Origin of the sequence: Bacillus sonorensis NBRC 101234 = KCTC 13918, from assembly GCF_001592005.1 — a bacterium.
In the GTDB taxonomy this organism is placed as follows: Bacteria; Bacillota; Bacilli; order Bacillales; family Bacillaceae; genus Bacillus; species Bacillus sonorensis.
Genome location: NZ_BCVZ01000014.1, coordinates 59,605 through 79,845 on the forward strand (window position 1 = coordinate 59,605; position 20,241 = coordinate 79,845).

21 protein-coding genes are annotated in these 20,241 nt (G+C 44.8%); 7 read left to right on the top strand and 14 right to left on the bottom strand.

The window, feature by feature from the left end; all coding sequences use genetic code 11:
* Nucleotides 1-86: 86 nt before the first annotated feature.
* The 6 genes from mmsB to BTR1S_RS15015 form a co-directional block, all read right to left on the bottom strand.
* A complete protein-coding gene (gene mmsB, locus BTR1S_RS14990; RefSeq protein WP_006638667.1) occupies nt 87-1,298 on the bottom strand; it encodes a multiple monosaccharide ABC transporter permease in 1,212 nt (403 codons plus the stop codon).
* Nucleotides 1,273-2,841, bottom strand: coding sequence for a multiple monosaccharide ABC transporter ATP-binding protein (gene mmsA, locus BTR1S_RS14995; RefSeq protein ID WP_029418933.1), 1,569 nt, complete (start codon nt 2,839-2,841; stop codon nt 1,273-1,275). The genes mmsB and mmsA overlap by 26 nt, the downstream gene beginning before the upstream one ends.
* Nucleotides 2,842-2,845: 4 nt before the next feature.
* On the bottom strand, nt 2,846-3,925 hold the full coding sequence (gene chvE, locus BTR1S_RS15000; RefSeq protein ID WP_006638665.1) for a multiple monosaccharide ABC transporter substrate-binding protein: 1,080 nt from the start codon (nt 3,923-3,925) through the stop codon (nt 2,846-2,848).
* A 126-nt stretch (nt 3,926-4,051) separates the two neighbouring features.
* Nucleotides 4,052-5,254, bottom strand: a complete 1,203-nt coding sequence (locus BTR1S_RS15005) for a response regulator transcription factor (RefSeq protein ID WP_029418932.1) — start codon at nt 5,252-5,254, stop codon at nt 4,052-4,054.
* A complete protein-coding gene (locus BTR1S_RS15010; protein ID WP_305765069.1) occupies nt 5,247-7,010 on the bottom strand; it encodes a cache domain-containing sensor histidine kinase in 1,764 nt (587 codons plus the stop codon). The genes BTR1S_RS15005 and BTR1S_RS15010 overlap by 8 nt, the downstream gene beginning before the upstream one ends.
* Nucleotides 7,003-7,995: a substrate-binding domain-containing protein gene (locus tag BTR1S_RS15015; RefSeq protein WP_006638662.1), complete on the bottom strand. Its 993-nt coding sequence runs from the start codon at nt 7,993-7,995 to the stop codon at nt 7,003-7,005. The genes BTR1S_RS15010 and BTR1S_RS15015 overlap by 8 nt, the downstream gene beginning before the upstream one ends.
* Before the next feature lie 482 nt (nt 7,996-8,477).
* Here BTR1S_RS15015 and BTR1S_RS15020 point away from each other — a divergent pair, with 482 nt between their 5' ends.
* The 5 genes from BTR1S_RS15020 to BTR1S_RS15045 all read left to right on the top strand — a co-directional run bounded on the left by BTR1S_RS15020 (nt 8,478) and on the right by BTR1S_RS15045 (nt 12,519).
* Nucleotides 8,478-8,861: a YwqH-like family protein gene (locus BTR1S_RS15020; protein WP_006638661.1), complete on the top strand. Its 384-nt coding sequence runs from the start codon at nt 8,478-8,480 to the stop codon at nt 8,859-8,861.
* A gap of 14 nt (nt 8,862-8,875) precedes the next feature.
* Nucleotides 8,876-9,154 (top strand): YwqI/YxiC family protein, encoded by a 279-nt coding sequence (locus BTR1S_RS15025; protein ID WP_029418930.1) that lies wholly within the window; start codon nt 8,876-8,878, stop codon nt 9,152-9,154.
* A 16-nt stretch (nt 9,155-9,170) separates the two neighbouring features.
* Nucleotides 9,171-10,796 (top strand): ribonuclease YeeF family protein, encoded by a 1,626-nt coding sequence (locus BTR1S_RS15030; protein WP_006638659.1) that lies wholly within the window; start codon nt 9,171-9,173, stop codon nt 10,794-10,796.
* 379 nt (nt 10,797-11,175) lie between these two features.
* Complete coding sequence (locus BTR1S_RS15040; RefSeq protein ID WP_006638657.1) at nt 11,176-11,979, top strand: YfjC family protein; 804 nt, start codon at nt 11,176-11,178, stop codon at nt 11,977-11,979.
* Between the two features lie 93 nt (nt 11,980-12,072).
* A complete protein-coding gene (locus tag BTR1S_RS15045; protein ID WP_006638656.1) occupies nt 12,073-12,519 on the top strand; it encodes a hypothetical protein in 447 nt (148 codons plus the stop codon).
* 33 nt (nt 12,520-12,552) lie between these two features.
* On the opposite strand, the gene BTR1S_RS15050 is transcribed toward BTR1S_RS15045, so the two are convergent.
* Genes BTR1S_RS15050 through BTR1S_RS15065 form a run of 4 tightly spaced genes read right to left on the bottom strand, consistent with a single transcriptional unit; the run spans nt 12,553 to nt 15,277 of the window.
* A complete protein-coding gene (locus BTR1S_RS15050) occupies nt 12,553-13,011 on the bottom strand; it encodes a pyridoxamine 5'-phosphate oxidase family protein (protein WP_006638655.1) in 459 nt (152 codons plus the stop codon).
* A 14-nt stretch (nt 13,012-13,025) separates the two neighbouring features.
* Complete coding sequence (locus BTR1S_RS15055; RefSeq protein ID WP_006638654.1) at nt 13,026-13,253, bottom strand: non-oxidative hydroxyarylic acid decarboxylases subunit D; 228 nt, start codon at nt 13,251-13,253, stop codon at nt 13,026-13,028.
* A gap of 19 nt (nt 13,254-13,272) precedes the next feature.
* Nucleotides 13,273-14,694, bottom strand: coding sequence for a non-oxidative hydroxyarylic acid decarboxylases subunit C (locus BTR1S_RS15060; protein WP_029418929.1), 1,422 nt, complete (start codon nt 14,692-14,694; stop codon nt 13,273-13,275).
* A 13-nt stretch (nt 14,695-14,707) separates the two neighbouring features.
* Nucleotides 14,708-15,277 (bottom strand): non-oxidative hydroxyarylic acid decarboxylases subunit B, encoded by a 570-nt coding sequence (locus BTR1S_RS15065; RefSeq protein ID WP_006638652.1) that lies wholly within the window; start codon nt 15,275-15,277, stop codon nt 14,708-14,710.
* Nucleotides 15,278-15,403: 126 nt separating this feature from the next.
* On the opposite strand from BTR1S_RS15065, the gene BTR1S_RS15070 reads away from it, so the two are divergent.
* Nucleotides 15,404-16,276, top strand: a complete 873-nt coding sequence (locus BTR1S_RS15070) for a LysR family transcriptional regulator (RefSeq protein WP_006638651.1) — start codon at nt 15,404-15,406, stop codon at nt 16,274-16,276.
* 181 nt (nt 16,277-16,457) lie between these two features.
* Here the strand turns inward: BTR1S_RS15070 and BTR1S_RS15075 are convergent, their stop codons facing one another.
* From BTR1S_RS15075 to BTR1S_RS15085, 3 genes are read right to left on the bottom strand one after another with little or no spacing between them, the layout of a single operon-like run.
* Nucleotides 16,458-17,081: an FMN-binding negative transcriptional regulator gene (locus tag BTR1S_RS15075; protein WP_006638650.1), complete on the bottom strand. Its 624-nt coding sequence runs from the start codon at nt 17,079-17,081 to the stop codon at nt 16,458-16,460.
* Nucleotides 17,082-17,105: 24 nt separating this feature from the next.
* Nucleotides 17,106-17,624 (bottom strand): spermidine/spermine N(1)-acetyltransferase, encoded by a 519-nt coding sequence (gene paiA / locus BTR1S_RS15080; protein ID WP_006638649.1) that lies wholly within the window; start codon nt 17,622-17,624, stop codon nt 17,106-17,108.
* A 24-nt stretch (nt 17,625-17,648) separates the two neighbouring features.
* Nucleotides 17,649-18,101, bottom strand: coding sequence for a MarR family winged helix-turn-helix transcriptional regulator (locus BTR1S_RS15085; RefSeq protein ID WP_006638648.1), 453 nt, complete (start codon nt 18,099-18,101; stop codon nt 17,649-17,651).
* Nucleotides 18,102-18,215: 114 nt separating this feature from the next.
* On the opposite strand from BTR1S_RS15085, the gene BTR1S_RS22090 reads away from it, so the two are divergent.
* Nucleotides 18,216-18,860, top strand: a complete 645-nt coding sequence (locus BTR1S_RS22090) for a YczE/YyaS/YitT family protein (RefSeq protein ID WP_081723736.1) — start codon at nt 18,216-18,218, stop codon at nt 18,858-18,860.
* Between the two features lie 480 nt (nt 18,861-19,340).
* Here the strand turns inward: BTR1S_RS22090 and rocF are convergent, their stop codons facing one another.
* Nucleotides 19,341-20,234, bottom strand: coding sequence for an arginase (rocF, locus tag BTR1S_RS15095; protein ID WP_006638646.1), 894 nt, complete (start codon nt 20,232-20,234; stop codon nt 19,341-19,343).
* Between the last annotated feature and the right edge of the window lie 7 nt (nt 20,235-20,241).

Genomic DNA, 20,241 nt, shown 5'->3' on the forward strand with positions numbered 1-20,241 from the left:
AAAGAAATAGCCTCCTAAAAAATAAGCATTTATGTTTTTTACAGACAAAAACATCTCCTTTCTCAATCCGAAAGGAGATGTTTTCATTACGATACTTTATTTTTATTGTATATATCAAAAGCGACGGCGATGAGAAGAACAAGTCCTTTAATAGCCTGCTGCCAGTCAATTCCGAGACCGAGCAGGGACATGCCGTTGTTCATGACGCCCATGACAAGACCGCCGATAATCGCTCCGCCGATCGTGCCGATTCCGCCGTAGGCCGAGGCGCCGCCGATGAAGCAGGCCGCGATGGCGTCAAGCTCAAACAGGTTCCCCGCCTTCGGCGTCGCCGCATTTAGACGCGCGGCAAAGATAAGCCCCGAAAGCGCGGCCAAAACCCCCATGTTGACAAAGACCATAAACGTCAGCCGTTTTGTTTTGACCCCGGACAGCTCGGCCGCTTTTTCATTCCCGCCAATCGCATAGATTCTCCGCCCGGCTACGGTTTTTTTCATGACAAATGTATAGCCGGCTATCAAGACAAACAGCGTGATCAAAATAAGCGGGATCCCTTCATAGGTTGCGAGAATGTAAGTGAACAGATTGATGATGGCGATGATAAAAAATACTTTGGCAGCAAACAGCCCTTTTCCCTGTATGTCAAACTGAAATTTTTTCTGCATGTTTCTTTGCTGCAGCTGATACACGATATATATAACCGAAGCCACGATCCCGACCGCAATCGTCGTCAGATGAAAAGCGCCCCCGTTCAGCCAGTCCGGGATAAACCCGGAGGCCATCCGCTGAAAGGAAATGGGGAACGGCGCGATCGACTTGCCTTCAAGAACGATCATCGTCAGCCCTCTGAACAGAAGCATCCCCGCCAGCGTTACAATAAATGCCGGAATCTTCACATAAGCGATCCAAAAACCCTGCCAGGCGCCGATCACCGCGCCCAATAAAAGCGACAGTACGACAGCGGCAAAGATCGGCATGTCATTCTCGATGATCATCATCGCCGATACAGCGCCGACGAAAGCGGCCACCGAACCGACCGATAAATCAATATGCCCTGTGATAATGACAAGCATCATCCCGATCGCCAAAATAAGAATATAGCTGTTTTGCAGTACGAGATTGGTAATGTTCAGCGGCCTGAGCAAAATCCCGTCCGTCAGTATTTGAAAGAGCAGCATGATAAACACGAGCGCAATCACCATGCTGTATTTCCGGATGTTCTGTTTATACATGTCGCGAAACAGCTGTAAATATCCGGGCTGCCCCCGGTCTTTATCGGTTTGCACCGGTGTCTGCATACGCCTCTCCCCCTCTCTCCATCCGTATTGTCATGTATTTCATCAATAGCTCCTGATCGGCTTCTTCTTTGGCGAATTCGGCGGTGATCGCCCCTTCGCACATCGTATAGATCCTGTCGCACATGCCAAGCAGCTCAGGGAGTTCTGAAGAAATGATAATCACCGCTTTTCCTTCCTCAGCCAGCTGATTGATGATCGTATAGATTTCATATTTGGCCCCGACATCAATTCCCCGGGTCGGCTCATCGAGAATTAACACATCAGGCTCTGAAAAAATCCACTTGCTCAGCATGACCTTCTGCTGATTTCCCCCGCTCAAGTTTCCGGTTTGCTGATAGACGTCCGGCGTCTTGATGTTTAATTTCCTGCGGAACGCTTCCGCTTCATGTTTTTCTTTCCGCTCATCCATCACAAGGCGGTGTGATACCTTTTCCAATTTTGCCAGGGTGATGTTTTCTTTAATGCTGTCCATTAAAATCAATCCGTTGCCTTTGCGGTCTTCAGTGACATAAACGATGCCGTTTTTGATCGCTTCCCCGGCATTCCTGAGCGTCAATTCCCGGCCGTCTTTGTTAAGCGTGCCGGAAATGTTTTTTCCGTAGGATCTGCCGAAAATGCTCATCGCAAGCTCTGTTCTTCCCGATCCCATCAATCCGGCGATTCCGGCGATCTCGCCTTTTCTGACGGACAGATTAGCGGTTTTCACCACTTTCCGATCCTGTCGAAGAGGATGGTGCACAGTCCAGTCTTTTACTTCAAAGATGACCTTTCCGATCTCGGCGTTTCTGTCAGGGTAGCGGTTTTGCAATTCCCGGCCGACCATGCCCCTGATGATCCGGTTTTCAGTCAATTGCTCGCTTTTGACATTAAGCGTTTCAATCGTCTGTCCGTCACGGAGCACAGTAATCGAATCCGCCACTTTCGTAATTTCATTTAATTTATGCGATATCATAATCGAGGAAATCCCTTGTTTTTTCAGCTCCAATAAAAGCTGAAGCAAATTTTCGCTGTCAGACTCGTTCAAAGCGGCCGTCGGTTCATCTAAAATCAACAGCTGAACCTTTTTTGCCAGCGCTTTCGCAATTTCGACCAATTGCTGTTTTCCGACGCCGATTTGGGAAATCAGCGTGTCCGGCGATTCCTGAAGGCCGACCTTTTTCATCAATTCGAGCGTTTCCAGCTTTGTTTTCCTCCAGTTGATCACACCGCTTTTAGCCTGTTCATTTCCCAAAAAGAGATTTTCCGCAATAGAAAGTCCGGGGATCAGTGCAAGTTCTTGATGGATGATGACAATCCCCGCTTCCTCGCTTTGCTTAATATTTTTAAACTGGCAGACCTCTCCTTTGTATAAAATATCGCCCGTATACGTTCCACAAGGATAGACACCGCTCAACACCTTCATGAGCGTCGATTTGCCCGCGCCGTTTTCCCCGCACAGCGCATGGATTTCGCCCGCTTTGACGCGCAGATGCACGTTATGAAGCGCTTTGACGCCGGGAAATTCTTTTGTGATTCCTCTCATCTCTAAAATGACATCTGACATGGCATCACTTCCCTAATTCCGATTCTTTGTAATAGCCGCTGTCGACCAAAACCTTTTGATAGTTTTCTTTATCAACGACGACCGGCTCAAGCAAATAAGACGGGACGACTTTTTCCCCGTTGTCATATGTCTTTGTGTCATTAACCTCGGCTTTTTTGCCCTTTAAGACAGATGTCGTCATCTCAACGGCTTTTTTCGCCAGTTCTCTCGTATCTTTAAAGATCGTTGACGTCTGTTCGCCTTTTATGATCGAATTGACGGAAGCAAGCTCCGCATCCTGCCCGGTGATGACAGGCAGCGGCTTTTTATCCGTTCCATAGCCGGCTCCCTTTAATGAGGAAATGATTCCGATGCTGATCCCGTCATATGGTGAAAGCACCGCATCAAGCTTCGCCTTTGTATAATGGGCGCTTAGCAGATTGTCCATGCGCGATTGCGCGGTCGCGCCGTCCCATCTCAATGTCGCCCCTTGTTCAAAAGAGGTCTGGCCGCTTAAGACTTTCAGTTTTCCGGAATCGATGTAGGGCTTCAATACAGACATTGCCCCGTCAAAGAAATAATGCGCATTGTTATCATCGGGCGACCCGGCAAACAGCTCGATGTTAAACGGCCCTTTTTTGTCTTTTAAACCAAGCTTTTCTTCAATATATTTCCCCTGGAGCTGACCGACCTTATGATTGTCAAATGTCGCATAATAGTCGACATGCTTGCTGTTCATAAGCAGCCTGTCGTAAGAAATAACCTTGATATCCTGTTTATTCGCTTTTTCAAGGACATCTGTCAGCGCTTCCCCGTCAATTGAAGCAATGACGAGCACATTGACACCTTTTGTTATCATGTTTTCGATTTGCGATACCTGGTTCTCGACTACATCTTCCGCATATTGAAGATCTGTTTTATACCCGAGTTTTTCAAATTCTTTCACCATATACTTTCCGTCATACACCCAGCGTTCCGATGATTTTGTCGGCATTGAAATTCCGACGTAGCCTTTTTCTCCCCCTCCGCTCGCCTGATTGCCCGAGCAGGCGGAAACCATTAAACAAAGCAGCAGTGCAGCGATCAACAGCCAGCTTTTCTTCACGCTTGATATCCCCCTTTTCATTTCTCCCATCGTGAATCAAGCCAACTGTACCACTTCTGATCGTTTTTCGTCTTTTGAATTAATTAACTATTTTTATAAAAATCAGACTTTTTTAAAGCGCTTACATTACAATTTTCCACCTGTCCGTTCAATTGTCGACATGCGGCGGTACTGATTCGGTGATGCTCCCATCGTTTTTTTAAATACGGTGCTGAAATAGTGCTGTGTATCATAGCCCGTCTGTTCAGCGATATCATGGATCGGCAAAGCCGTTGTCTTCAAAAGATGCACCGCTTTTTGCATGCGCATTTCCGTCAGCAGCTGAATAAATGTCACTCCGAGCTCACGCTTCATCATCCGGCTCAAATAGACAGGCGACACTTGCAGGGCATCGGCCGTCTGCTTTAAGGAAAATGACCGTTCAGCAAAATGCTTTTGCATATATTCCCTGGCCCGGGCCACAACCGGTGATACGTCTAACGCCTGCGCGGCCTTTTTTCTGCAAAATTGATAGGCTTGAGGTACGGTTTGCCCCGTCTCCGCAAGATTTACGAAGCAGAAAGTAACACCAGTCTGCAGTTCGGCCCGCATCTCATCTCTAAACGCCTGCTGCTCTGCTTCTGTCAAAACGCGCCACAAGCAAATGCCGATCAGATGTTCATCACCAGAAAAAACCGCTTTTTCAGGCTCTTCTTCGAAAAACCGTTCAGCCTTTTCTTTTACACGATCCGCCGCGGGCGACTTGAGCGACAAAGTCCCAGTGCCGACAACGCCGAGCATATCGGGCATCCGCGCCGGGAGCTGAAGACATTCGAGCTGCTGGTGCACATCCTCATCCCGGACCCGGCCGTGAATCCAATTGTTAAAAAAATGCTCTTTGAGTAGGCCGAGATTGTGCTGAATATGGCGTTCTGCGAGTATTTGCTCGCGCTGCTTCTGTTTTTCACTTGCAAGCGAGCTGCTGATGTTTCTCAGCACTTTGTCGAGCTGGCCGGGCTCCACAGGCTTGAGCAAATAGTCATCGACCTGAAGGCGGATCGCTTCCTGGGCGTATGAAAACTGATCATAGCCCGTCACAATAACAAACCGGCAGCGAGGCAGCGCCTGGCGCAGTTTTTTCATCAGATTCAATCCATTCACGATCGGCATGTTCAAATCGACGATCAATAAATCGATCGAATGTTGAAGGGCAAGCTCAAACGCTTCTTCTCCATTTTCCGCTTCAGCCGACACCTCCATATAATAACGCTCCCATGAAACGGCATCCCGTATTCCCTCCCTGATCCAGGGCTCATCATCGGCGATCAGCACACGCCATTTGTCATTCAATTGCATCCACTCCTTTTTTTAAAATCGGCAGACGAATCGTGACGGCGGTTCCGGCTCCTTTTTGGCTTTCAACCGTTAAACCGTATGCCTCCCCAAATGTGAGGGCAATCCGTTCATGAACATTGATCATGCCGTAGCCTTCTGTGCTTTCCCGCTTTTTCAATTGATCGGAAATTTGTGCTAATGCATCCCCGTCCATTCCGGCTCCGTCATCTTCAACGCGTATGATCAGACAGCCGTCTGTTTCCTTTCCGGTGATCGTGATATGCCCAGGGCCCTTCTGTTCTTTAATCCCGTGATAAATCGCGTTTTCTACAATGGGCTGAAGGACGAGCTTGAGAATCAAGCGCTCTTCCCCAATGGCTGGGGCCACAATCTCATAATTGAGCTTATCGCGGTATCTCGCTTTTTGGATTTTCAAATAGTTTTCTACATGTTCGAACTCATCTGATAAAGGAATGATGTCCCTGCCTTTGCTTAAGGAGATGCGAAACAGCTTTGATAAAGCCTGTACCAGATCCGTGACCTCATGGGCTCCCTTTTTTCTCGCCATCCAGTTGATCGTATCCAGCGTGTTATAGAGAAAATGGGGGTTGATTTGTGCCTGCAGCGCTCTCAATTCCGCCTCTCTTTTTTGCCGCTCCTGTTTTTCGGTTAATGACATCAGCTCCTTGATTCTGAGCATCAAGCTGTTGAAGCTCCTTCCCAAAAGCCCGATCTCATCCTGTCTGTCCTCTTGGTAAAGCGTTGAAAAATCGCCGCCTTCCGCTTTCTGCATAAAAGAGTTCAGCTTCAAAATCGGCTTTGACATCGAATGGGATAAATAATAGGAAGCGGTCATCCCCAGAAAAGCCGCCGCCAATAAAAACAGCATCACATATAAGTGGATTTCCTTCACCTCGCTGACCGGTTCACCCGCCTTAAACACACCGACTGTCGTCCAGTTTGTAAAAGCGGACGTCTCATAGATAAGCTGATATTCCTCCCCCTTGATCCGCTTTGAAAAAGCCCCGGAGCTTTTTTTCTGAAACCACCGCTTCGGTAAAAACAGCTCTGAAGCTTCAGGCAAATAAATATTCCCGCCATTCTCATCCATGATCAGCAAATAGCCCGTTTTTCCCAACCGGATATGTTTCGTCGCTTCAGCCAGCACCCTCAGCTTCAGATCGATTAATATCACGCCTTTAACACGCTGTGTGTCCGGATCGATCACGGCTTTGACCGCTGATACGACTTCATCTTCCCTGTAGTGCACATGGTTTCTGATATTCCGGTTGACGGGTTTACCGATCATTTTGAAAATCCCTTCATTTTTTACAGCCTCTTGATACCACGGCTCCTTTGTCAAATCTGTCTGCGTCCGTTCATACATCTCATTGCTGATCATGTCCCCTTTGTCATTTACAACGAGAATGCCTGCCGCCTCAGAGTATAAAGAAGTAAGCCCCTGCAAAAATGACCGCCGTTTGTAATCCGCTTCACCGTCATCTGTCTTGTGATCAAAAAACGCTTCCATTTCTTCATTCATTGAAATCAAATATGTCAGGTTCTGCATGTGGCTGACATAGACTTCCGTCGTTTTATTCACTTCACCGATCAATTGCAGCGTATGATCGATCACCTGTTTTTCGATAATGTTTTCAACCGCCCATCCCGACAGAACACCCAGACCGATCGACGGCAGCATGCTGATCAACAGCAGAAGGCTGATCAGTTTATAGCGGATCGGCGCGTTGTTGATAGAGCGTTTAATCATTCGCATAGTAGGCTTCCACATTTTCCTTTGTGATGATCGTAATTCCTGTATCGATTGAAGACGGGAGTGGGCGCGGTTTTTTCAAATGATGGTTTGAGAAAAACAGCATATGCAGCGACCAGTAGCCCATCTGCCATGTGTCCTGGCCGAGGGTGGCGGCAATCGATCCGTCTGTAATCCCGTCAAGTGTTTTTTTATCTTTATCAAACCCGATGATGTTCACTTTTCCTTTTAATCCGGCCGTTTCCACAGCCTGTGCCACTCCGCTCGCACCATTCGCTTCAGTCGTGAAAATTCCCTTGATGCGCGGGTTTTGCTTCAATAGCGCTTCAGCTGCTTTTTTCGAAGTGAGTTCATCCCCTTTGCCGTCCAGAACAGCCGAAACCTTCATATTCGGATAGCTTTGCTCAATCGTTTTCCGAAATCCTTTCGTCCTTTCCTGATGATTGTATTGATTCGGCTGGGTGATGACGGCCGTTTCCCCTTTTCCCTCCAAAAATTTGGCCATTTCCCGGGCGGCGGCTGCGCCGGCTTCCCTGTTATTGGTGCCGATGTATGTCGAAGCATTGCTGAGGGGCGCGTCTGAGTCAAATAAAACGACCGGAATCCCCTGCTCGCGCGCCTTATCGATAACAGGGTTCAGCGCCTCGGGATCAATCGCCGAAACGGCAATCCCCGCTGGTTTTTTGGCGATGACCTGCTCCAGCACGGTCGTTTGTTCATGGGCATCATAATGAGCCGCACCGCGGTATTCGACTGATACATTGAAAAGCTGTGCAGCATCTTCAAAGCCTTTCAAACCGCTTTTCCAGTATTCAATCCCGGACTGAAATGTCACCATCACATACTTTTCCGACAGACTCCCTGCTAAAGGCCCGCTTTCCTCCCCTTCGTTTGAACCGGCTTTTTCACTGTGTGAATAATCGTAAACATATACAAAAAACAAACAAAGCATGACCGCATACAAAGCCAACAGCTTTTTCATCTTCCTCCCCCAGTTGATCAGGAACATGACAGCGGTTTCCAATCATCAATAACTACGTATTTTCCAACAAATATTCAATAGCGTTCAGTTGCGGCAATTGACAGGAAACTCGTCCCGTCCCCTTTTTTCATCACAAATAGACAATGATCCCCCTTGTGCATATGAAATACCTAAACTATTTGACATTTCGTGTGAAAAACCTTGTTCGGCCATTTTTTTCTTAACATAACCTTAAATTTCTCGAAAAAGTAAATAAATATCATAACGGAAGAACTAGGCCTATAGGTCTATCCATTAGTTGATCGAGAGCATATTGCTTTTTATTTTCAGCTTTTCCATATTCCACGCGATTTTAAGGGTTATAGTAACGGTTCATTTTTCCTATTCACCTTATTTATACCATGTAGTAACATTAAAATGGTCCTTTTCCGAACAATTACAGGTATGCCATTTGAATCAAATTCATCAGGAGGTGGCAGATCATGATCTGGGAAAAAACGAAACTATTTACAATGCAAGGCATGCTCAATGCCAAAGAAGAAGAACTGAAACAGTTAAAACATTGCAAAACTGACTTAGAACACATACAAAGGGAATTCAGCGATTCGAAAGGCAGCATGAAAAAGCCGGAACTATCATCGACAACGTGGCAGGGCAGCCTTGCCGATTCTTTTAAAAACGTCAGAAATGATATGAAATCAGACTATGATGATATTTGCGGGAAGCAATTTGATGATCTGTTCAAAAAATTAAACGAGCGCATCAACTCTTTAAAGAATGACATCCACTCGCTCGGCCAAGATATCAGCTCACTTCACAAAAAGATTGAGAAACTGGAAAAAGAAGCGAAAAAAGCTCACCACTAAAGGAGTCTGAAAACATGAGCCAAGAAATCAAAGTCAAAACAGGTGAAGTCAAACAAGCACTCTCAAAACTGAAACACTCGGCCTCCGCGATCAAGCCGGCCGTTCCGACGGACATCAAAGGCCAAAATAAGCTCGATGTCGTCGACAAAATCGAAGACATGAACAAAGACTTAAAAAAGCTGACAACGGCCTATGCTTCGGCACTCTCAAAACAAATCGTCCAAACCGAATCAGCCGTAGAGATGATGAAAGATACAGACAAAAAACTGGCATCATCGATGAAAGCAAAATAGAAGGAAGGGAATCGCATTGAAAACATTAGATGTTCAGACGTTTCAAAACGGCCTTGACAAAACGCTCTCCGAATTGAAAAATCAGAAAGACGACATTTCAAAAGTCAAACAAAGCGTCAAAGGCATCACCTCTCTCGACGATGCTTTAAAAGGCTCAGGCGGCGAAGCGATCCGTTCCTTCTACGAAGAGTGCCACACCACTTTTCTTCTTTTTTATGAATCTTTTATCTCAGACTATAAAGGAATTTTAGAAAAGACGAAAAGCGCCCTTCACTCCCTCGAACCGAACCATAACGGCTTCATCTCACAGAGCTTTCTCGAAAATGAACTCCATGACGGCGTCAGCCAGGCCGAATCATTGACAGCCAAATTGACGGCAAAAGCCAATCAGACAGCCGCCACGGTCAGCCACATTGTCGATCTGCCTGATCTCGACGATTCCGCTGTCAACGAAAACGCAAAAAAAGCCAAAAGGCAAATCAGCGAAACGCTCGAAAAGCTCCACACCTTCGACCGCGAACAAACAAACGCGTTAAAAGCGGCAAGGCAGGATCTCGATACGATGAAGCAGTATGTCGAGCAGCTGGAGAAGATGTATACGGGGCCGAAGATCGAGATTCAGGATTATCAGAGCGGGTCGATATTGGAGCCGCAAGACGATTCAACAATCAATCAAGCTTCCGGCGGCTTGCAAAGCGGTGTGCAGAACACCGGCAAAACGCCAATGGAGAAAATGCTTGGACGATTGGAAGAAAAAGCGGAAGCGTCATTAAAGAAAACCGATAAACAAGATAAGGACAAAACGAGTACAGCACACGAAATCCTTAGTTATTTTGAAACAATCGGAGAACCGTTAGATGTCGGCGATAAAGCCTTATTAGGGTATCACGCAGCAAATGCAACAGCATCAATCGCCTGGACGCGAAAGTTAAAAATTTATTATCAAGGAGGAAAACCGACTAAGTGGCAACGAATTAAAGGGGAATATAAATTCCAGGTCATGACACATCGCTCTTGGACTTCTCAAGGGGATCACAGTTCTAGAGTAGCGAGAACCATTAAAAATATCTCTAACTCCAATCCTAGCAACCCATTACTGAAAAAAGCGCAAAAATTTGTCGCTTCTTATGATAGTCCTTCCATGCTATTTAAACATGCTGTTGGTTTTCCTAAAAATCAGCACAGTTTTATAGATGGAAAAGAGTTTCGCGGAAGAATTGCATCAAGGACAGCAGCAGGGACAGCTGATATAATGGAATCTGCAGCTAAAGCTAAAGGACTTGCAAAAATAGGAGAAAGAATCCCAGTGGTCGGTAATGCTATTGCTGTTGGATCTAATTTAACAGAATTCACAGATCCTGATAATTCCGACAAAACTGCTGTGGAGAAAACCGGGCGCTTTATAACAGGTACAATGACAGATATTGGTGCTGTAACTGTTGGTGCTGAAGTTGGAGCCACAATTGGGAGTGTCGGTGGTCCTGTAGGAGTAATAGTAGGGGGAGCAATAGGTGGAGTAGTCGGCGCTGTAGCAAGTTCCCAGTATGGGGATGCACTTAAAGATGTTGGTGAGAAAGTTGCTGGATCGATTGAAAATGGAGTAAAGAGTGGTCTTAATTCTATTAAAAAATGGTTTAGCTAAGCAGGAGGGATTATGACACCCGAAATTTTTGTTGAATATTCAGAATATGCGTTATGCGCTATTTTAGGCGCTCAATTTGGTTACGGATTATTACTATTAATACTTGGAAACTTAATGATAAATAATTATGAACGTGGAACATTTGAAATACCTTCAAACTTGTTCAAAAAGATTGTTAATTTTTATACTGGTCTCTTTTTCGGTGCTAGTTACTTTGTATACAAACGACTATACAAGTATAACTGGTTCCTGAGAAAACTATATTTTTCCCTCTACCTTCTGGGGAGCGGTATTTTAAGTATCATCATTTTCTATATTTTATCTTTTATCCTTCACTTCATTTTCAAGGTTTAAGTTTATAAACAAGGATGTGAAAACAATGAAACATCTCATCACATGTACATCAGAAGAGCTTGCACTTTTAGTAGGGTTATGCGACTACCCTGGTGTTGGAAAAGGAATTCTTGAATCATCGCTAGGAAAAAAATCAAGAAAAGAATGGGACGCAATTGCAGCCGCAACCGTCAACCAGCTCATTTTAAAACAATACTGGAACGAAGAAAAAAGCGCCAAGGATGAAAATCCTTTAAGCGAAGAGATGCAGAAGTTCATCGTTTCCTACGTGAATTCAGAACAAATGATCCGCTGTTCCAATCTTGATAATAAAAACACTTTAATGCTTCACCATTTTGAAAATGAAACATGGCTTTTCCATATGATTGACCGCGACATCATCCACGAGTTTGCGTATGCCGACGAGCAGGAAATTGCCGAGCTGATGAAAGACTATTACCACTTTTCAGCTGACGAAGAGCATGTCCCTTTAAAACTGCGTCTTTCAGATAAGTGCTTTGACTGGCTGAGTAATAAAGACATGACAGAAAAGGTTCGGAAGAAAAGTTCTTTTTCACCGGAGGAAGAACATAGCTTTAATCAGTTGATAGCAGATCTTGAAGCAAACCAATGGTCGCTACACAATATCTCACATTTTTACATCCCAAGCTTAGAAGATGGGCCATTCTTGCAAAATATCGTCTTCTTCATTCCATCTGCCCGCGGCGTTTGGGTTGCTCAGTATGATGAACACAATGAAAAACCTGTACATATTTCATTAAAAACACTTGAACAATGGAACCAATTATTAAAAGGGCTTGAGTATACAGTATCATTTCAAAATACATAATGCAGCAATGCGAGAATGAATAATTTCAAAGCATCTCATCCCCGGGATGCTTTCTCTTATGCAAAAATCTCATTCAGGACTGGAGAGATAAAAATGTCCAATTTTTTTCAGAAACCGAGAAACAAAGCGATCTTTGGCATCTACCTGTTTTTCGTATGCGGTTCCCTTATCACCATTCCCCTTAACCCTGACATGGGCTGGGGGGAAAAACTGTTTATGATCTGTTTTAATATCATTTCGGCAACGATATTCGCGTTTATCATTTATATCTTGCTAAATAAATTGATGAAACATGAAGACCGCAAACATCCGTCTGATCCCGCCAGAAATGGGATCAACCAAGTGATTTGGATGAAATACAGAAAGCCGCTTATCCTGTTTTTTTATTTTGGCAGTCTTTTTGCCGTCTGCACCGCTGTCTTTCTGATGCCGATGTATACCGTTGCCGAAAAGCTCGTGATCCTTTTGATCGCAATTGTTTTGATCACAATAGCTTGCATCCTGGCCTACAAAGTGACGAATAAAATGCTGCAGAAATAATGGAAAGGACCATGGTTCGCCATGGTCCTTTCTTCATTTCCTTAATTCTTCAAGCGTCTCTTCCCACCGCTTGATAACCGCCTCTTCATCCTTTAATTCAATTTGAATCCCTGATATGATGTCAGCGTATTTCGCAATGTCTTCCCGGGTCGATTCGACGGTGCCGGAGAACCGTGCTCTCGGGTGTTTCGCACCTTTTAATTCGGGCAGTTCGGATAGGGACAGCCTGACATAATGGGCTTTGCCTTTCCAGCATGTGACAAGCATCGCCCGGCCTGTGCGGACGATATTTGCCGTTGTTGTGGTGCCTTTCCAGAGAGCCAGGCGGATATCGGTTCCGTTCAGGGCAATGATTTCGCCGGCGCTGATCATGGCCGTGTGGGGCCATCCGTCTTCTGTGACGGTTTGGAGCATCATCGCTTCGTGCCGTTTAGAAGCGAGGTTTTTGCCGTTCAGCAGCTCCAGCAGTTCGCTTGATATTTGAAGTGGCATGTCGGACACCGCCTTTAGTTTTTTCGTTTCGGAACCGCCGGTACTTGGACGGCGGTTTCAACTTCGGCCGGATCGATTTTAAATGATGGATTGTATTTTTCCGGGTTTGTGATCGTATCCGGTTCAGACGATCTCCAAGTGAAAAAGCAATGCTGGCATTGGTAGGCTTCCCATGCACCTTCTACTGGAGACTTGCTGACGGTTTCCGCTTTTTTCGAATCACAGCGTGGACATGTATGCATATTGAAACACTCTCCTATCTTATCGATTTAATAGATCCATTAATCTCTTTTCCCATTCCTTCGTATTGACTGGGGAATCAAGCGGCTGTGAATAGTGTCCTCTTGTTTCCGGTGCAACAGGTGTTGTGGCGTCCAAGATCATTTTGTGGGTAATACCCGCAGGTTCAGAACCTGGATCAAGCGCCAGAACAGATAAATCCGGGATGATGACTGCATCGTGTTTTGGATGCATTTTCGTTGATAGCGCCCACATGACCTGCGGGAGGTTAAACGGATCGACGTCTTCGTCAACGACGATCACCATTTTGCAGTAGCCGAGGCCGTGCGGGGTTGTCAGCGCGCGCATGCCGACTGCTTTGGCGAATCCGCCGTAACGGCTTTTCGTTGAGACAATGGCGATCAAACCGTGGGTATACATCGCGTTTACTGCGACAATTTCATTCGGATATGCTTCTTTTAGCTGCTGGTAAAGCGGCACGCATGTATTAATGCCGACCATATAGTCAACCTCAGTCCAAGGCATGCCTAAATAAAGATGTTCAAAAATCGGGTTGTTGCGGTGGCAGACGCGCTTGATTTTGATGATCGGCATGCTGCGTCCGCCTGAATAGTGGCCGGTAAACTCGCCGAACGGACCTTCATACTCGCGTTCGCCCGCCAGGATTTCACCTTCGAGCACCACTTCCGCTCCCCACGGGATGTCTAAATCGGACAGTTTTGATTTGACGATTTTATAAGGTTCGCCTTGCAATGCGCCTGCCATTTCGTATTCTGATTGATCGTATAATAGCGGTGTGGACGCCGCCGTTGTAATGACCGGTTCACAGCCGAGCGCGATGGTGACAGGCAGGTTTTCGCCGCGTTCTTCAGCCTGGCGCAAGTGGATCGCAATGTCATGCTGAGGGACGGGCTGAATGCCGAGGCGGTCTTTTCCTTTTACCTGCAATCTGTACATGCCGACGTTTTGCTTGCCGAAGTGATCCGGATCCTCGACGTCTCTGGAAATGACGCACGCCTTGTCTAAATAAAAACCGCCGTCGCCCTGATTGATACGGAAGAGCGGCAGTATGTCAAACAGATTGATGTCTTCTGTGATTTCGTTTTCGTGAAACGGCGCCGTCGCCTCTCTTTGCACTTTGACAGGAAACTGATCATAGCGGCGGGCAAATTCAAAGAATTGTTCTTTGACGGGCGTGTCTTTTGGAAGGCCGAGCATTAACGCGTGGTTCGGCCAGGAGCCGATGACATTCAGCGCGATTTGGGCATTGTTGTAGCCGTAAATGTTGTTGAATAAAAGAGCGGGCGACTTGTCTCCGAGGTTGTTTGCGGCGCGCGCGGCGGCTCCCAAATCGGGTTCCGGTTTCACCTCTTCCTGAACTTCAAGAAGCTGTCCTTCTTGTTTTAATGAGTTTAAAAAATCTCTAAAGTCTTGATAAGCCATTCTTTCATCCTCCTTATTTTTCCTGTTTCATTCCTTCCCAGCGCTTCGCTTCCGATAGATGGATGCCAAACTGGTCCAGCGTGCGGAATACGATATGGTCGACCATTTCGGTCAGATTTTGGGGATGGTTATAAAAAGCCGGCATGGGCGGGAGAATCATCGCACCCATTTTGGTCAGCTCAAGCATGTTTTCGAGATGAATCTGGTTGAGCGGGGTTTCCCTTGTTAGCAGAACGAGTTTTTTCCGTTCCTTTAGCATGACATCCGCCGAACGGGTCAAAAGATTGTCCGCCAAACCTGTACGGATGCCGGCCAATGTTTTCATACTGCACGGTGCCACAATCATTCCGTCTGTTTGAAAGGAACCGCTTGAAATACGGGCAGCCTGGTCTTTATGGGAATACGTAAAAGACGCGAGCGCTTCTAAATCTTTTATGGTGTATCCCGTTTCATGCCGGATGGTTGCGCCAGCCCACGGAGAGATGACAAGATGCGTCTCAACGCCGGCTGTATTCAGCCACTCCAGCATCCGCACGCCAAAGATAGCGCCGGTCGCGCCCGTGATTCCGACAATGATCTTCATATGCGTCCTCCTTTCTCTTCTGTGATGCCTCCAACTCAAATGATACGCCTCTATTTACCATATTGAAAATATCTATTATATCTATATATAATACCTTTAAGGTATATAAGGAGAGTGCTGCCGAAAATGGATATCCGTCAGTTAAAATACTTTGTCACGATTGCGGAGGAAGGAAAAATTACAGCGGCGGCAAAGCAGCTTCATATCGCCCAGCCGCCGCTTTCCAGACAGTTGAAGCAGTTGGAGGAAGAACTCGGAGTCGTGTTGTTCGACCGCAACAAGAAGAAGAATCTGACGCTGACCTATGAAGGGGAAGTCTTTTATAAAAGGGCGAAAGACATTTTGCATAAACTGAGGGATTCGATTCTCGAAGTGCAGGAATTGCGTGAGGAAGTCGCCGGAACGCTCGCCGTCGGCTCAACGATCTACTGTGCCGCGCTTTTATTGTCAAAGGTGTCGCAGATCAGAGAGAAGCATCCCAACCTGATGTTTAACATTTGGGAAGGGGAGCCCTCACGGCTCCACAAACTGCTGGAGAACCGGCAGATTGACGCCGCCATTACGACAACGCCTTTTTACAGCAAAAACATCGAATCGAAAAGTCTTCCCGACATCCCCTGCAAGCTTGTCCTTCCGGGGAATCAATCATACGGCCTCAGCGGAGATGCCGACATGAAAGAAATTTCAGAACTGCCGTTAATCCTCCTCAGGCCGTCACACGGAAAAGGAATATACGACAAGGTTATCGAAGCTTTTCAAAAATCAGGCGCAGAGCCGAAGGTCGTCTGTGAGTGCCATGACTCAACAACGCTGCTCAGCCTCGTCACCTCGGGGTTTGGAGCCACGATTCTGCCTTTATCAATGCTTCCCGAGCATTTTGCCCGTTACGTTCAGACGTTGGAGATCAAGGACAACCCGTTTATTTTGACGCCGTCGGTCGTCTGGCGGGCCAACAGCTTTTTGCAGAAGCCTGTGAAGGAGTTTTTGGCTTTGTTTTAAGGACAATTAGTTAAGGTCTGTATCGTAGATTAGCGAGTAATCATTGATACAGGCTTTTTTTGAAAATTTCTCTTCAACTAAGGCATCCGTTACTTTAAGTACAATCTGAAGAGAAGCCGCCAATATGACAGCTCCGTTCCGTTCTTTAGTTCTTGCATCTGAGGGTTGAATAAAAGTGGGCTTATATTTGATTTTTTAATCTTTTTTCCATCAGCTCTGCCATTTGTTTCGAATTTGGATTTCCTTCATTTCGTAATTGATCAATGATGTTAATATAATCCGTTTCATTTCGGTTCTGACTTAACTTATATGCAGCCTGAATTTCTCCCACCTTAATCTTAAATCCAACAATACCTTTCAGTTGACTTTCTAAGAGTTGAGGAGAAAGTTGATCCCATAAAATCGGATTTTCTCGATGTTTTTCGTATTTTTCCATCATCATTGTTAATTCTGCTATTAATTCATCTTTCTCTAAAATGCTTGCTTTACCATATACATGGACGGCTTGATAATTCCATGTTGGAACATCTTCATGCCCATACCAAGAAGAAGAAATGTAAGCGTGCGGTCCCTGAAACATAACAAGCACATCTTCACAGGTTTCAAATGTTCTCCACTGGGGATTTCCATAAGCCATATGCCCGGTGAAATAGTAATCATCACCTTTTTTATGTAATCCCAAGGGCAAATGAGTGGCAATTGGTTTCCCTTGTTCTGTCGTGACAATCGTGCCAAAAGAGTTGTCTTGTATAAAATCCCAAATTTCATCAGCATTTGTGACCTTATAATATTTTGGAATATACATCATTATCCCCTCCCCTAAAAAAAGTTATATGATTGTTTTGGTCATGATAAAGTCTGTTTGTTCTTCATCACCCATATAAAAAGAGTGGGCTCCGGTTTGAACAAACCCCATTTTCTTATAAAAAGCAATAGCATTTTCGTTTTTTTCCCATACACCCAGCCAGATTTTCTTTTTATTCAGTTCCAGCGCAATTTCCTCAGCTTTATTTAGCAGATACTTACCAAGCCCATGTTTTTGAAATTTGTTCTTGATATAAATCCTCTCGATTTCAAGTGATTCATCACCCATTTTTTCAGACTGAGCATGATCGGTGTTGACCTTTAAATATCCAGCGGCTTCATTATTAAAATAAACAAAAAAGAATTGCGAAGAAATATTGGATAATTCTTTTTCTAATTGTTGTAAGTTAAAAGCCTTTTCTAAATAGGCATTCATATTTTCAGGTGAATTCTGATGCTTAAATGTCTCATTAAATGTTTCACAACTAATTTCTTGAAGTTTGCGTAAGTCTTTAAGGGTACACTTTTTTATATTTATAGTCATTTAAATATGTCACTCCTTATAACATCAATAATTTCTCTTGTTTCCCTTTTTTACAAATTCCCAGTCTTTTTCGATATTTTTTCTTACTCTTTGAAGAAGATTGAAAATGGTTTCCGCTTCTCTTTCGGAAAATCCCGCTAATGCAACATTATTCGAATGCTCATTTTCTCTTTTTATAAAAGGAAATACCTTTTTTCCCTTTTCTGTTGGAAAGAGTTTTTTTATTTTTTTGTTATGTTCATCATCTTTCTTTTCAATAAAGCCCTTCATTTCAAGTTTTTTGATTGCACGAGCTGCGGTTGTTCGGTCTACTTTAATCATCTCAGCTAACTTTTCCTGAATGATTCCCGGGTTTTCACATATTCGGACAAGGTACAAATACTGCCCTTTTGTAAGGTCATATTCTTTAAATTCGATATTGCTTATGGAATCTAACGCCCTGGCAATCATTCCAATTTCACGAAGAATTTCTTTCATAATTTCCTCCTTGGCACATATTTTTGTTGCAAATGCAATAAAAAGGGTATACATTGAATATAACCCAACTTTGTTGCATTTGCAATAAAAATCATGATCAAGAGGTCGACTAAAATGAAATATGTTTTTTATGTATTAGGAATTTTAATATTATCTCTTGGTATTTCTTTCACGATCCAATCAGACTTTGGAACTTCACCTTTTGATGCACTTTTGGTAGGACTGTCTATAAATGTCGGGCTAACTGTGGGAAGTTGGGAAATAATAATAGCTTCCATATTGATATGTTGTAATTCATTTTTAAAAAGACAAAAACCAGAAGTTTTGGGGTTGTTAACAGCATTTATAACGGGTATTGGTATTGATATGTGGCTTTTTTTATTGCACTCTTTTGTAACACCTGAATCTTTGTACAGTAAAGTTGTTTGTTTTGGAATCGGCTTAGTTGTTATAGGATTAGGAACTGCAACATATTTACACACAAATTTTGCACCGATTCCAGTTGACCGATTAACATTAATCATACAAGAATTAACGAGGACAAATATATTTTTTTCGAGAACATGCATTTACCTCGTATTCTTGATAATGGCAATGATTTTAAATGGACCAATTGGCGTTGGAACTGTATTAACCGTTTGTTTAGGCGGGCTAATACTTAATTGCTTTATGCCATTTACCGGAAAAGTATTAGATCGCATATTAATACACTCTAGTACACCACCAAATGAGGAAAAAGAGGAAAACCATTCAATATAAAATGCAGCTTACATGTTTTTTCCTACAAGCTTTTGATCACTCGTCCATTTTTTATGTTCAGAAAGAGAAAAAGCCCTCCCGCACACCTAGCCAAGCTTGGCCGGTTGAGGGGGGCTCTTAGCGGCGGTGAGGGGAACTTGTTCGCTCACATATTGTCTTCCCCTCAACCGGCAGTAGCGCAGCCAATGCAGCTGTTTTGAATATGCAAAGCTTCGCTCTATTTTTTCTTATTTTGCAGAGGATTTTTCCGGAGTCAAGTCTTGAGAAAACCTCCTGATGATTTTTCGATCTGATATAGTTCTCAAGCGAGGGCTTGAGACGACAAACTGATCAAACAACACCGGGAAGAATTCCTTGTATTGAATATGGACACAGACATCGTCCTTTTAGAAGGTTTTTCTTTGTTATAAAATGGTGAAATGAATAAAAAGGCTGTCGATTTTCTCGACAGCCTGAGAGCGATGATGCGTTCTTTTTTGTTTACAGCAGTTTTTTCCCCAGCAATGACTCGACCAGCTCGACGGCCGCTTCACCGGTTTTATTTTTATGATCCAGTATCGGATTGACTTCGACAAATTCTGCGGAAGTAATGATATCCGCATCATAAAGCATTTCCATCGCCAAATGGCTTTCCCTGTAGCTGATGCCGCCGACGACCGGTGTACCCACTCCGGGAGCGTCGCTTGGATCAAGGCCGTCCAAATCCAGGCTTAAATGGATGCCGTCGCAATTGGCCGACAGGTATTCAATCGTCTCCTCGATCACCTTCGACATTCCCAACCGGTCGATTTCATGCATCGTATAGACCTTCATTCCGGTCTTCTTGATATATTCCCGCTCTCCTTCATCAAGAGAACGGGCGCCGATGATGACGACGTGCTCAGGTTTGATTTTCGGGGCGTACCCGTAAAGATTGACAAGCTTTTCATGGCCCAGGCCAAGGCTTACAGCAAGCGGCATGCCGTGGATGTTGCCTGAAGGCGATGTTTCCAGCGTATTTAAATCTCCATGTGCATCATACCAAATGACACCGAGCTGTTGATAATGCTTTGCCACACCGGCCAATGTCCCGATGGCAATGCTGTGGTCTCCCCCCAGCACGAGCGGAAAACGGTCCTGCTCAATGACATGGTCGACAATATCGGCCAATTTTTGATTCCCTTCCAAAACAGAGGCTAAATTTTTTAATCCTTCGTCATGTTTAGGCTGGTCGCGGTTGATCGGCACATCCCCGAGGTCATGAATGTCGTATCCCAACTCAGCGATGCGTTCCACGATATTTGCGTAGCGGATGGCGCTTGGCCCCATATCCACTCCGCGCCTTGACTGTCCCAAATCCATCGGCATACCAATTAAAGAAATGTGTTGATTCATCAGCTTT

What these genes read in the sequence shown, in the direction of transcription:
- mmsA (WP_029418933.1), bottom strand. Translation starts at nt 2,841, where the DNA reads ATGTCAGATGTCATTTTAGAGATGAGAGGAATCACAAAAGAATTTCCC.
- BTR1S_RS15020 (WP_006638661.1), top strand. Translation starts at nt 8,478, where the DNA reads ATGATCTGGGAAAAAACGAAACTATTTACAATGCAAGGCATGCTCAAT.
- BTR1S_RS15040 (WP_006638657.1), top strand. Translation starts at nt 11,176, where the DNA reads ATGAAACATCTCATCACATGTACATCAGAAGAGCTTGCACTTTTAGTA.
- BTR1S_RS15060 (WP_029418929.1), bottom strand. Translation starts at nt 14,694, where the DNA reads ATGGCTTATCAAGACTTTAGAGATTTTTTAAACTCATTAAAACAAGAA.
- BTR1S_RS15010 (WP_305765069.1), bottom strand. Translation starts at nt 7,010, where the DNA reads ATGATTAAACGCTCTATCAACAACGCGCCGATCCGCTATAAACTGATC.
- BTR1S_RS15045 (WP_006638656.1), top strand. Translation starts at nt 12,073, where the DNA reads ATGTCCAATTTTTTTCAGAAACCGAGAAACAAAGCGATCTTTGGCATC.
- BTR1S_RS15065 (WP_006638652.1), bottom strand. Translation starts at nt 15,277, where the DNA reads ATGAAGATCATTGTCGGAATCACGGGCGCGACCGGCGCTATCTTTGGC.
- BTR1S_RS15075 (WP_006638650.1), bottom strand. Translation starts at nt 17,081, where the DNA reads ATGTATATTCCAAAATATTATAAGGTCACAAATGCTGATGAAATTTGG.
- BTR1S_RS15085 (WP_006638648.1), bottom strand. Translation starts at nt 18,101, where the DNA reads ATGAAAGAAATTCTTCGTGAAATTGGAATGATTGCCAGGGCGTTAGAT.
- BTR1S_RS15015 (WP_006638662.1), bottom strand. Translation starts at nt 7,995, where the DNA reads ATGAAAAAGCTGTTGGCTTTGTATGCGGTCATGCTTTGTTTGTTTTTT.
- mmsB (WP_006638667.1), bottom strand. Translation starts at nt 1,298, where the DNA reads ATGCAGACACCGGTGCAAACCGATAAAGACCGGGGGCAGCCCGGATAT.
- paiA (WP_006638649.1), bottom strand. Translation starts at nt 17,624, where the DNA reads ATGACTATAAATATAAAAAAGTGTACCCTTAAAGACTTACGCAAACTT.
- BTR1S_RS22090 (WP_081723736.1), top strand. Translation starts at nt 18,216, where the DNA reads ATGAAATATGTTTTTTATGTATTAGGAATTTTAATATTATCTCTTGGT.
- rocF (WP_006638646.1), bottom strand. Translation starts at nt 20,234, where the DNA reads ATGAATCAACACATTTCTTTAATTGGTATGCCGATGGATTTGGGACAG.
- BTR1S_RS15070 (WP_006638651.1), top strand. Translation starts at nt 15,404, where the DNA reads ATGGATATCCGTCAGTTAAAATACTTTGTCACGATTGCGGAGGAAGGA.
- BTR1S_RS15055 (WP_006638654.1), bottom strand. Translation starts at nt 13,253, where the DNA reads ATGCATACATGTCCACGCTGTGATTCGAAAAAAGCGGAAACCGTCAGC.
- BTR1S_RS15050 (WP_006638655.1), bottom strand. Translation starts at nt 13,011, where the DNA reads ATGCCACTTCAAATATCAAGCGAACTGCTGGAGCTGCTGAACGGCAAA.
- BTR1S_RS15025 (WP_029418930.1), top strand. Translation starts at nt 8,876, where the DNA reads ATGAGCCAAGAAATCAAAGTCAAAACAGGTGAAGTCAAACAAGCACTC.